This window comes from Shewanella livingstonensis (assembly GCF_003855395.1).
GTDB lineage: Bacteria > Pseudomonadota > Gammaproteobacteria > Enterobacterales > Shewanellaceae > Shewanella > Shewanella livingstonensis.
This window is the reverse complement of record NZ_CP034015.1, coordinates 2,327,765-2,340,503: the sequence shown is the minus strand read 5'-3', so window position 1 is coordinate 2,340,503 and position 12,739 is coordinate 2,327,765. Positions and strand designations below refer to the sequence as shown.

General features: G+C 39.4%; 11 protein-coding genes and 1 tRNA gene. 4 read left to right on the top strand and 8 right to left on the bottom strand.

All coding sequences use genetic code 11. The annotated features are described in order from the left end of the window. Nucleotides 1-43: 43 nt before the first annotated feature. The 3 genes from EGC82_RS10125 to dnaQ form a co-directional block, all read right to left on the bottom strand. Nucleotides 44-120 (bottom strand) — tRNA-Asp (locus tag EGC82_RS10125). 302 nt (nt 121-422) lie between these two features. Beyond that, nucleotides 423-1,760: a TIGR03503 family protein gene (locus tag EGC82_RS10120; protein WP_124730649.1), complete on the bottom strand. Its 1,338-nt coding sequence runs from the start codon at nt 1,758-1,760 to the stop codon at nt 423-425. A 10-nt stretch (nt 1,761-1,770) separates the two neighbouring features. Continuing rightward, nucleotides 1,771-2,499, bottom strand: coding sequence for a DNA polymerase III subunit epsilon (gene dnaQ, locus EGC82_RS10115; protein ID WP_124730648.1), 729 nt, complete (start codon nt 2,497-2,499; stop codon nt 1,771-1,773). Nucleotides 2,500-2,576: 77 nt separating this feature from the next. Between dnaQ and rnhA the strand changes: the two genes are divergently transcribed. Further along, complete coding sequence (gene rnhA, locus EGC82_RS10110) at nt 2,577-3,050, top strand: ribonuclease HI (RefSeq protein WP_124730647.1); 474 nt, start codon at nt 2,577-2,579, stop codon at nt 3,048-3,050. Between the two features lie 26 nt (nt 3,051-3,076). On the opposite strand, the gene EGC82_RS10105 is transcribed toward rnhA, so the two are convergent. Further along, nucleotides 3,077-3,856 (bottom strand): methyltransferase domain-containing protein, encoded by a 780-nt coding sequence (locus EGC82_RS10105; RefSeq protein ID WP_124730646.1) that lies wholly within the window; start codon nt 3,854-3,856, stop codon nt 3,077-3,079. A 172-nt stretch (nt 3,857-4,028) separates the two neighbouring features. Here EGC82_RS10105 and gloB point away from each other — a divergent pair, with 172 nt between their 5' ends. Together gloB and EGC82_RS10095 are read left to right on the top strand one after the other, a co-directional pair. After that, the gene (gene gloB, locus EGC82_RS10100) at nt 4,029-4,814 is read left to right on the top strand and encodes a hydroxyacylglutathione hydrolase (RefSeq protein ID WP_124730645.1); all 786 of its coding nucleotides are present in this window, start codon (nt 4,029-4,031) and stop codon (nt 4,812-4,814) included. A 152-nt stretch (nt 4,815-4,966) separates the two neighbouring features. Then, on the top strand, nt 4,967-6,520 hold the full coding sequence (locus EGC82_RS10095) for a lytic transglycosylase (RefSeq protein ID WP_124730644.1): 1,554 nt from the start codon (nt 4,967-4,969) through the stop codon (nt 6,518-6,520). A 320-nt stretch (nt 6,521-6,840) separates the two neighbouring features. Here the strand turns inward: EGC82_RS10095 and EGC82_RS10090 are convergent, their stop codons facing one another. Together EGC82_RS10090 and EGC82_RS10085 are read right to left on the bottom strand one after the other, a co-directional pair. Beyond that, entirely contained in the window at nt 6,841-8,664 is a 1,824-nt protein-coding gene (locus EGC82_RS10090; protein WP_124730643.1) for an AsmA family protein, read from the bottom strand. 25 nt (nt 8,665-8,689) lie between these two features. Then, nucleotides 8,690-9,184, bottom strand: coding sequence for a putative 4-hydroxy-4-methyl-2-oxoglutarate aldolase (locus EGC82_RS10085; protein ID WP_124730642.1), 495 nt, complete (start codon nt 9,182-9,184; stop codon nt 8,690-8,692). Between the two features lie 193 nt (nt 9,185-9,377). On the opposite strand from EGC82_RS10085, the gene EGC82_RS10080 reads away from it, so the two are divergent. After that, a complete protein-coding gene (locus EGC82_RS10080; RefSeq protein WP_124730641.1) occupies nt 9,378-9,692 on the top strand; it encodes a hypothetical protein in 315 nt (104 codons plus the stop codon). 86 nt (nt 9,693-9,778) lie between these two features. On the opposite strand, the gene EGC82_RS10075 is transcribed toward EGC82_RS10080, so the two are convergent. Next, nucleotides 9,779-11,428: a methyl-accepting chemotaxis protein gene (locus tag EGC82_RS10075; protein WP_124730640.1), complete on the bottom strand. Its 1,650-nt coding sequence runs from the start codon at nt 11,426-11,428 to the stop codon at nt 9,779-9,781. A 387-nt stretch (nt 11,429-11,815) separates the two neighbouring features. Then, nucleotides 11,816-12,733, bottom strand: coding sequence for a LysR family transcriptional regulator (locus tag EGC82_RS10070; protein WP_124730639.1), 918 nt, complete (start codon nt 12,731-12,733; stop codon nt 11,816-11,818). Nucleotides 12,734-12,739 lie beyond the last annotated feature (6 nt).

Here is a 12,739-nt window from a genome sequence, read left to right as displayed (position 1 = left end):
CGAAAAAAGCCTCTACATTGCTGTAGAGGCCTTAGTCTTATTTTGGCGGAGCGGACGGGACTCGAACCCGCGACCCCCGGCGTGACAGGCCGGTATTCTAACCAACTGAACTACCGCTCCAAAACGGTTTGTATATACTTAGCAAAACTAACAAGTATACAATACCGTGGTTAGTTTTTCTAAATATAAACAGTCGCTTAAGAAATTAACTTCACGCTATTCAAAGGTATCTTAAGTAAACAATACTATTTTATCAACGCTCATAAAGTGTTAAGAAAAACGGCACATCAACTGTACTTAAGTGCGGTAAATAATAAAGTTGTCAGAATTAATCGTCAACTATTTTTTTAATTGCTTTAGTTCATTTGACTAAAAAACACTCAGCGGAAAAGTTACGTATACAAAGAATAGTTCTCAATGAATTAGCTTTTATCGTCTGGCATACTCAGATCAATATCATCTAAATCGACGCTTTCAAGAATACTGTCTTTAGGCTTTTCTTCATTCACTGGATTTTGCTTTAATCTTTCTTCCGCAGCAGCCATCGCTTTTGCCAATGTCTGTTTTTTACGCCAGACCACCAAACCAACAATGCCGACTAAAAAAAGTACCCCGTTAATGGTAATAATCCAAAACATGGCATTATCTTTGGCCACTTGCTCTTCAAGTACAGCTTGAATGGCTGCTTTAGCCGCAAGTTCTTCAAGGGTAGGACCCGGAGCCGGAGGTTCAACCAAATTAAAAAACATTTCTGGTAAATTTAAGACAATTTCACGACCATCAACAGTTGTAGAAAACACATCGCCTTTGATACGATAACTGCCAAACTCGGTCACTTTGGGTAAATATAAAATTTGTTCAGCACGAGTCATCGTTTGCAGCGTTAAGGGCAGAGATAAACCCGCAGGCCCAACTAATTCAAACTCAAAATGAGTTTGTGCTAGCACTACCACTGAATCATCTACCGTTAATTGAATCTGCCAGATTTCCTTTAGTGGGTCGCTGTTAGGTACCATTTTAACGGTTATAGGTTGAGGAGAAAGCTCAAAAGGCATCACATATTCACGCTCAAATACATTATTTCGGGCTATAACATTCAACACATAATGGCCAGTCGGTTGTTTCAAATTATGGCTGCCAGTAAAAATGCCATCGTCAGGAGCTTCGTCCAACAATTCACCGTTGTCTTTATATGCACCAACAATGATAGTCCCCGTTGCAAAATTATCATCACCAGCAAGATGCTCACTGGTAAAACGAGCCGTCCACTCCACCATATACTCTAAACCCGGCATTCTCATGGTTAAATTATCACCAAGTAGTTTTGCGGTTACCTTGAGCCTTTCTCCTTGATAAAGAGGTTGAGGTAAAGGTTGCACTGCAATATCTAATGCAGATATTTTTTGAATAGTAGAGCCTTCGACCACGCTGCCTAATAACTGCCAAGGACCAGGCATCGGATTGTCGATATAAATCATATCGGCAGCAATACCGTCGACCCACTTTACGGTTTGAGGATGACGAGTTGAATACCATTTACTGCCATCAGGTAAAATAACCACCACAGGGGCTGAACCATAGCTTCGTTGGATCACTAAAGTGAGATTATCAACCATATGATCGATTCGGAAACGATTTTTAAGTTCTGCTGCTTGCGATGCATTGACCGTTGCACCCTGGGCATTAGGTTGCCAAGCTAAGATAAGACTCAGCAATAATAAACATGGAATAACAAGATAACCGGCGCGAGTAGCACTCATAAAGGTTGGTTTACCCTCTCCAGAGACATTTACCTGACTTCGCAATGAGGTCAAGTCGTTGTTCGTGTAATAGTATTTCATCGGCAGATGCACCAACGACTTTAAGATTAAACGCCGCAGGGTCGATTTTTTTTATCCCGCCTCCTTCTTGACCCGCTTTTTCATTGGACAAATTAAACTTAATTTGTCCACCGGTCATGATTAAATAAACATCAGCGAGAATTTCCGCATCGAGTAATGCGCCATGGTAAGTACGCCGACCATTATCGATACCATAACGTCTACACAATGCATCTAGATTGTTTTTTTGGCCTGGATGCAGACGTTTGGCAATGGCCAAACTGTCTAAAACAGTACAAAAATCTTTAGTTTTTGGACCAATAGGATTGAGCTTTGAAAACTCATGATCCATAAAGCTCACGTCGAAATTAGCGTTGTGCGCGACAATTTCGGCGCCATCAATAAAATCGATAAAATCTTTGGCTATTTGGTGAAAGCGCGGCTCATTAGCAACGCGGTCATCGGTAATACCGTGAACTTGAATAGCTTCTTCATCAATCGCTTGACCAGGATTAATATATTGATGATATGTTCGGCCTGTTAAACGACGATTAATGACTTCAACACAACCAATTTCAATAATCCGATGACCCACATAAATGGGTCCACCAGCTTGGTTCATACCGGTTGTTTCGGTATCGAGAATGACTTGACGACTTGCACTAGAAATAATGTTCATATTTTTTACTCATTCAACTCTCGCCCTTGTATAAATTGAGTATACTGGCGCCAATATTTAGCTATGGTAACAACTTGATGGCCGAACTCAAACAGCTGTATATCTTTACTGATGGCTCTTGCTTAGGAAATCCCGGACCTGGTGGTTATGGTGTGGTAATGAAATATAAACATCAGCAGCATGAAATGGCTGATGGATTCTTATTAACGACCAATAATCGCATGGAGCTTTTGGCGCCGATTATTGCATTAGAAGCCTTACATGAACCCTGTAACATCATTTTAACCAGTGATAGTCAGTACATGCGCCAAGGCATTATGACGTGGATCCATGGCTGGAAGAAAAAGGGTTGGATTACCTCAACCAAACAACCAGTAAAAAATGTCGATTTATGGAAGCGTTTAGATACAGTAAGTCAATCACACAAGATTGACTGGCACTGGGTAAAAGGCCATGCAGGCCATATTGAAAATGAACGTTGTGACGTATTGGCTCGAAAAGCAGCCGAAGCGAAACCGCAACAAGTCGATACGGGTTATAAGCCAGAATAATTAATTACCCGACTACGATTACCCATTTATGATTTTGTAGACTTCAATATTTGGCTTTCAACACGCTGAGTTTGAGTTAATCCAGAACGGCCTGCTGTGGGTGCGGTTGACCAATTAGGCGCTTTTAGTTTTGATTTATCTTTTATCGGCGTAAGCGGTATAGTCATTTTTCGAGCCACAATTAAATAGACACTGCCCGTACTCGGCAGCCAATTAGCAATACTTTTTTGCCAAAAAGGAGTGTGTTGAGATTGGTTGGCTTTATGACCACGGTTAGTAACGCTTTGACCTAATAATGAATGGTACATTAAACGTTCGTCAGCTAACACTTGATAACCCAGTAATCCAAGCCAATCTTTTACTCTTGATGGCATAAAAAACTGCCCATTCCAAGGTGGTTGAGTTTGGTACTTGGGTAATATTTTACCTATAAAAGCGGGACTTACCGGGTTAAAACCGACAATAAATATATAACCACTACTAATAAGGACGCGATCGAACTCGCGTAAAATTTGGTAAGGATCTGATTCAAATTCAAGTAAAAAACAACTTAACACCGCATCAATAGCACTCTGCTGTATCGGTAAATGATGAGGATCGGCCTGAATACAGGCCTCTAGAGCATCATAAACACAAAAATGTCGAGCTATGCTGCAATGTAAACTGTTTAATTGACCACTTAACGCCCCGACTTTAAGTAAATGATAGCCAAATATACGCGGCCACCAAGGCGCTAATTTTGCTTCTATTTCGGTTTGCAGTAACTCACCAAAAGGTAAGTCTTGCCAAATAAGGGGTTTTAACATGAAGCCCGCCAACGTTTACTGTGCAAAAATGTCATATCAACTACTGCAACTTTACCATAACCTATTTCATTTTCAGCTAACCATAATTGATACTTTTAGTATGACTTTACTTGAAGTTATTAAACAATATCCGTTACCCTAACAGATAGTCAATCATCACTCGAGTCAGATTATGCTTAACGTTCATACCATTCCAGCTTTTAATGACAACTATCTTTGGTTAATTCATCAAAAAAACAACCTTAATGCTTATGTGGTTGATCCTGGTTGTGGCCAAAGTGTTATCGATTATTTAGCCACTACTGAGCTTAATCTAGTGGGTATACTTATTACTCATCATCACAGTGACCACATTGGCGGTATAAAACAACTGCAACAACACTTCAATAATAATCTTACTGTTTATGGTCCTAGTAACGAAAGTATCGATGGATTAACCCAGCCATTGACAGTGGCAACCACATCGACGCTAAGCATCGATATGCCACACTTAGGACTGACCCAAGTCATGGCCGTTCCGGGGCATACTTTAGGCCATATTGCTTATTATATTGACGATAAACTATTTTGTGGCGACACCCTATTTAGTGGCGGATGTGGACGTTTATTTGAAGGAACCCCGGAGCAAATGTTGCAATCACTGACTATGTTGGCAAATTTGCCAGATACAACCCAAGTTTTTTGTGCTCATGAATATACCAGATCCAACCTCAACTTTGCCTTACACGTAACGCCAAATAATTTACAGTTAATTGATTATGCCAATAAAGTCGACCAATTACGCTCACAAAACAAACCCACAATCCCTAGCACAATCGCTACTGAAAAAGCCATAAACCCATTCCTACGTTGTCATTTAAATGAGACTCAAGTCGCAATTTCAACCGAATACAACAAAACTAATATCGATGAAATTCAAACGTTTACACTGTTAAGGCAATGGAAAGATCAATTCTAGATTAACATGAAAACACTTTAATAAGACAAGCCAAATAATTTAATCTACAATGCCAAACTGAACTAAAGCATGACCAAAAGAGTCTCATAGGCACTTGGTATGTTCGACCCTTTATTTTAACGCCCTGAGAACTTGAGGAAGTGTATCTTCAAATGAAAGCAAACTTATTGATTGTTGCCGGTAGCTTACTGGCAATAACGGGGTGTCAGACCCTTCAAACTACAGCCCCACAAACAGACATTGATCAACAAACCGTCGCCTTTAAAGCTAAAAGCAAAAAATCGCCAACGGTGACACTTGATGAAATAGAAGTACAAGTTGCCGAAGTGAATAACTTATGGCTGCGGATCAGCAATCAAATGCATCTGCCAATTATAGACAATGCATTGGTTGCCCAGTATCGACAATGGTATATCGATAACCCAAAGCATTTAGAAATAGTGACTCAACGTGCCAGCCCGTTTTTATACTATATTGTTGAGCAACTCGAAAAGCGAAATCTACCAATCGAACTGGCTTTGTTACCCATTGTTGAAAGTGGTTTTGATCCACTAGCCTATTCAAGCGGTGATGCCTCTGGCCTATGGCAGTTAACCCCACCAACCGCATTATCTTTTGGCGTAAAAACCAATTGGTGGTATGACGGTCGCCGCGATGTAGCCTCATCAACCAAAGGCGCATTAGATTTAATGCAGTACTTGTATCCTAAAATGGATCAAAACTGGTTGTATACTATTGCCGCATATAATTCAGGCGAAGGTCGAATTTTAAATGCTATTAAGCATAATCAAGCTCGTGGAAAATCAACTGACTTTTGGTCGTTATCACTACCAAAAGAAACCGCGCACTATGTGCCACAATTATTAGCATTAGCCGATGTAATTAAGCATGCCGATAAATATGGTATTACGTTAACGCCTATCGACAATACGCCACAGATTGAAGTTGTTAATATTGAAACTCAACTAGATATCACCCTAGCAGCAGATTTGGCGCAGATTGATATCGTAGACTTAAAGGCGATTAATCCAGGTTTAAAGCGTTGGGCAACAGCTCCACAAGGGCCCCATCATTTAGTTGTGCCTAGCGACAAGGCTGCAAGCTTTAAACGCTCATTAGCTACTATAGAGCCAGATTCTCGTATTAACTGGGTTCGCTATAAAATCAAGTCTGGTGACAGCATCGGTAAAATTGCGGATCAATTTGAAACAACCGCAATATTAATTCGAAGCAGTAACGGCATTAAAGGCAACAATATTATTGCCGGTAGGTTCTTAATTATTCCTGTCGCGGCCAAAGATCCAGATTTAGCCACTATGACCGCAGACCAGGTTCTTGCACGTAGAGCAGTCGTTAAGTCGAGCTCGAATAAACAGAGTTATACGATTAAATCCGGCGACTCATTATGGAAAATAGCCCAGTCACAACAAGTGAGTGTGGCGCAATTAATGAAGTGGAATAACCTTAAGAAACAAGCAACATTATCGGTAGGTAAAAACTTAGTTATTTATCCTAACGAAATGGCCGTAAGTGCCGCCAGCAATGAGAAAACTGTCAACTATCGTGTTCAATCAGGTGATTCTTTAGCGCGTATCGCGTTAAAGTACAAGGTAACTGTTGCAGAGCTAATTGAATGGAACAGTCTACAAAACAGTAAGTTAATTCAACCTGGCCAGATATTAAAACTGATTATGACCAATAGCTAAGCAATTTAGCTCATGAGACGATGATTCTGATAATAAATGGATTGTTGTGCTGATGAGTATTCACCATAGCGCTGATTTCAGGTTATAAAAAAACGGACAAGTCATCACTTGTCCGTTTTTTTATACTTAAGATTAAAGCAGATAAAAGCTCATTTGTTCACTACATTCAATTACGCTATTAAGCTCTATAGGGTGCGATTACATCTGCTTGATGATATAACCAATTGTACATCGTCAGCCTAATCATCCATTATTGAAATGTTGAATAAGGCTGTAGTATTGATTACCAATAAGCTACAACCTTTATCAAAGATGATGAACTAAAGACCTAGCTTGTTAAACAACCCTTCTTTTAGCTTTTCTTTGGCTTTATCAGCCTCATCTTTAAACTGACCTTCCAATAATGCTTTAGTATCAATACCAAACTTAGGCTCTTGGAATGTACCTTTAATCGTTAACGGAATATCAACACCTTTAAGTGACTCATCAACAGCGTCGCCCTGTCCCGCTAATGAACCTACTACACTGGTCGTTAGAGTGTAATCTAACACTTCTGTTGCAATGTTTGCCGTGCCTTTACCTTTTAATCGAATTAACGGTGCTGCCATCGCTAAATCAGGATTGTTAACAACGGCGTCTTTAAGCGTAAAGCTGCCTGTTAGACTGGTAAAGTCGGTTTTCAACTCTTCTTTACTATTAGCCGATAAGTCACCTTTCAATTTTTGCTGAGCACTACGGATCATCTGTGGAATATTAACGCCATACAGCGAACCATCAGCCACTTCAAACTTACCCACTGCATCGAGGTTGTTTTTAAGGTTGTCTGGGATCAAACTGCTACCACTGCCTTTAACTTCAAAGTTTGCGGTACCAGAAATTAAATCAACTTCAACCGCATCAGTTAATAACGGACGAATTTGCACGCCAGTCAATTTTTTATCAAACTGATAGGTTGGTATCGCTTTACGACCATCAAGCTTAGCGCTAAGTGCTAGCTTACCTTGGTACAAATCGGCAGTAAGCGACGACAAGTTCAATATGCCTTTATTAATGGCCATTTTCATTTGCCAATTTTGCGTGAGTAAATTACTGACTTTAATTGATTTAGCCGATAAGTTTAAGGTTAAATCGATACTCTTCAATGCCGATAGATCCGGTTCTTGGCTTGGCCCTGTTGCAGCATTGACTTCTGACTTGTCAGCCCTACCTTCTTTGGGTGGTAATAGCGCATCTACGTCTATATCGCCAATATCTAGGTTCATGGCAATTTTAGGAATGCTATTACTATAGTTAACGGTAATATCTCCAGTTGCTGCTAAGTCCATGGCAGCCAATTTAGTTAATTGAAGATCAATTGTTTTAGCATCTAATGCCATGGTCATTTGTGCGGTAATATCTGCATTAACCACTTTACCCGGTAAACTGTCACCTTGAGCTTTATGTTCCATTACAAAATCATTAATGGTGATATTCTTTAAGGCTTGGTCGACTTTAATTTTACCTTGTCCAGATGATGCTAACGTCATATCAGGTAGTGTTGCTGAAAATTCGTAAGCAAAATCAGCGAATTGACCTAGACTGAACTGACCTAAAGTAAAACGCTTTAAACTGAATGTTTGCGTAGTATTGCTAGCTATATCAATGAGGTTAATATTAGTATTCGTCAGTTCAATACCGCCAATATCTAATGTTTGTAATGACATATCTTTAGCGTTGCTCGGGGCTGTCGTTTTTGGCTTGTCTGCTGTACTGTCTGCAGCCAATCCATCAAAACTGGTTTTACCGTCTTTTTGAGTGACTAAATTAAGGGTTAAGCCGTCAAGCTTTAATAAATCAACTTCAATCTGTTGGCTAAACAATGGCATCAGTGCCACATTGGCAATAGCCTCATTAACATCAAGCATTGCAACAGGCGTAAAGCCATCTGGATTAGACAGCGAAATACCCCCAAGCTTGATCCCTAACGAGGGAAACACGCTCCAGCTTAAATCTTGGCTGATGTGTAAATCGCGGCCAGTTTGCTTTTTCACGGCGTCGACGATTTGCGGTTTGAAATTATTTAAATCGAAAAACATTGTTAGATAGACTGTCACACCTACCACTAAAGTTAGCATTATAGCTAATAACCACTTTACTACTTTCATTATTGCCTCCTTGTCTGTCGCTATTTTACGCTAACACCGTTAAATTTAGTGCCTGTCTACTGACGGCAACACCATTCAAATCAGCGTAGATCATCATTCCAGGAAAAATACTGACACCTGCAATATCAATAGTAACATTAACATCACCCACATCTTTTTTATCTGTTTTAATCGGATTAGTACCTAAAGCTTGTATGCCAATGTCCATAGTATTGATGGTGCCTGCATCACGAATACAACCATTAATAATGATACCTTCCCAGCCATTTTCATATGCATTAAGGGCTATCATATCACCAAGAAGCGCACGTCTCGTTGAGCCCCCACCATCAACAACTAAGACTTTACCTTGGCCATTTTTAGCTAATTCAGATTTTACTTTGGAATTATCTTCAAAGCATTTTACCGTTACTACTTCACCATAAAATATCGGTTTGGCACCAAAGGATTGCCATGGAATAGGCAATAATATTAATTTTTCGGGATAGTGATCGAATAGATCTGGTAATAAATCTAACATAAGTCCTCCTTGCAAATCAGAATCTTAGATTACTAATTATTAGGTATTTCAACAAGTTTTGTTAACGATATATTATTATACTCAAAAAGTACCGTTTACTGAGTATATCAACAGATCCACAAATTAAGTTAAAGAGTGACTTATTCAATAAAAATGAATATAATTTCCAAAAATAACGTAAACAATCATACTTATGAGTGAAGATTTAAATTTAAAGCAAATGATGGATGCGTTTGATGAGTTAGACTTCGAACAACGCACAACTACAAATCTTGAAAATGCGCGTAATAAGCAGCAAATGACAGCGTATATTGACTCGCTGGATTTTAGTTTGCGCCGCTTATTAATCTTGCAAGATACGGTAAATTCTATTGTTGAACAAAAACAAATAGGACTCCTTAAACAAGAACATATTCAAACTTATAAAACTAAAATAATCAATCTATCTCGCAAATATAATATCTCATATCAAGATGTCATCAATATTATGGTGCAATTATCACGTTAATACTGATGCGCTAACTCAACTACTTTCGTTATAAAATATAAACACATTAATCGGGCTAATGTAACATCAGCCCGATTAATAGCCGCTTATTTTACTTTAAATTGGTCCACGAGCTGATGTAACTGTGTTGCACCCTGTTCAATATCCATACTGCCTTTATTAATAAGTTCATTTTGAGTTCTATTATCTAATGACATGTCATTGATTCGGGTAATATTCATATTAAGCTCTGCTATAACAGTACTTTGCTCTTCTGTTGCAGCCGCAATTTGAATATTCATTTGTGATATTTGCTCGATTGATGATTTAATATTATCAAGCGCGCCAACAACTTGCTGAGTTTCATTGACGGTTTCAGATGATTTAGTTCTAGCCCTCGCTACAGAGGCATTAACACTGTCAATGGCACTTCTGATGGCATCAATAATAAGGTTAATCTCACTTGTTGACGCTTGAGTTCGACTAGCAAGAGTACGAACTTCATCAGCAACAACCGCAAACCCCCGCCCAGCTTCACCGGCTCTAGCGGCTTCAATAGCAGCATTCAACGCAAGTAAATTAGTTTGATCAGCAATACCGACAATAACATCCAGAATTTGACCAATTTTACTCGAACTCACTTGCAAACCTCGGGCAACCTCTTCTGTCGCAGCCAGTTCATTGGATAATTCTGATATTTTTTTCATCGCATTATTAACAACAGCGGCGGATTTATCTGCCTCAGTATCAGCATGATAAGTACTGTCTGCTGCTAATTGTGCATTAGAGGCCACTTCAGATGCGGTCATCGACATTTGATTAATTGCAGTGGCGACATTGGCCGTTTCGGCTTGTACATTCGATGAAATTTGATTGGCCTGTTTTGCAATCGTTGACATGTTTTTAGCTAAGCGGCTTGATTCATCAACCGAGTGGCTTACCGACATAATCACTTTTTGGATTTTTTCAATGAAGATATTGAAATGATGAGCAATTTGCTTGAGTTCATCATTTCCTTCTTCAGGCAAACGTAAAGTTAAATCCCCCTCGCCCTTAGCAATATTCTTAAACGCGCTTATGGTGTCAATCATCGGTCCTGAAATACTTCGAATGATAAAAAACAGTAATAAGATAACCGGCAACCACACTAGTGTCAGTAGCAGTAAGTATTGAGTTATAAATTGGTTTTTATCCGCTTGGATGTCATCAATATAAATTCCTGTGCCGATAATCCAGCCCCATGGTTTAAAGCGTTTAACCACCGACATTTTGGGACTCGGTTGTTCCTGCTGTGGTTTATTCCACATGTAATCAATCCGGGCAGCATCTTGTTGTTCAGTGCGTTGGATCATTTGTTCAAACAGCTTTACACCATTAGGGTCTTGCATTGCTAACACCTTGGTATTGACTAATTGCTTAGCAAAAGCATGTTGGATCATGGTTCCTTGAGTATCAATACTGAAATAATACTCGTTACCTGCATAGCGCAGTTTATCTATCGCCGCTAAGGCTAATATTTTCGCCTCATCTTCGGTCATACTCCCTAACTGTGCATCTTGGTAATATTTATCCGTTATCGTAATAGCGACGTCCACCAAAGCATTCAGCTTGGCTTCTTTTTCGTTAATTAACACGTTTTCAACCCGCGTTAATGAAAACCAGAAAACGACAATAGTGGCAACAATGGCTAATGCCAACATCCCGAGTAGACGGTTAGCTATGGTCGTTTTGCGAAAAAACATGTTCGTTGGGTTCATACAGGCACCATGACGTTATTATTATTAAAATGGTTTTGGAATGAATACTGACTCAGGTTTAGCAAAATAGTTATCGTAAAAATTTACTCTGTTGCTTAACGATATTATAACTGTTGTGCTTTACTGAACAATTGTCAATGTTAGCGATTAAAAATCACAAAAAATAAACACTTATTAGTAAACAATCAGCAAAGCATCTACTCTACTTTTAATGGTTTGATAAAGTATTAAACTGGCCTATTCAATTAGTCGATAATCATCTTTAACTAAAGAGCAACAAGATAAAAACCCACCGAGCCCATGCTATTAACATCCTAATTGATCTCCTTAAATTTACTGCAACATAATTGTCTCTCAACGGATGCTGGCCGCGTAACATGCAAATGGTTACTCGGCCACTACGGCCTGTTCTATTTGAGTTCTTAACCACATAAAAGCGGGGTCTGTTTCAGTATTGGTATGCCAATACAAATGGGTATCAATATCTGGCAGTTCAAATGGCATGGTATGCACATATAAATCTTGATGGATAAATTGCAGCGCTATAGTGCGAGGTAAGGTCAACATAAACGGCGAACCTATTATCATTTTAGCGGCAGTTTGATAACTCTGGCAACGGTATTTAATCTGTCGATTAATCCCTTGTTGTTGTAATAACATATCTTCCATAACCCGACCTATAGGCCTGCTAGAGACGGCGATATGTTCAGCATTCATATAATCCGCTGCCGACAATTTGCCAGTTGACAGAGGATGATATTGACGATCAATCAACACGCAAAAAGGATCTGACAACAGCGCTTTATGCGCTAAAGGGGCATTCACGGCTCGAGCAACATCAATGGCGACATCCACTTCGCCATTGGCAAGTTGGCGTGCAATATTGTCTCGTGAAAAAGACATACTAACAACGTAAGCATGGGGGATTAGTTGGGAAACTTGCTTAATCAACCTTGGCATTATTTGACTTTCTAACGCTTCATGAATGGCTATTTTAAAGGTTTGCTCGGTAGTCAATGGGTCAAATTCACCGCATTGCTGTAACACCTGTCTTATCCGGTTAAGGGCGCTAATCAATTGCGGAGCCATTCTTTGGCACGCGGGCGTCGGTTGCATTTGTAGCCCTTGGCGAACAAATAATGGATCGTTTAATACTAAACGTAACCGTTTTATCGCATGGCTGACCGCTGATGGGGTAATAAACAGCGATTTAGCCGCTAACGTCATATTCTGTTCAGAATAAAGCGCTTCAAATATTTTGAGTAAGTTTAAATCAAGTTGTTGAATTGCTTTGGTATCTGCCATCTTAGC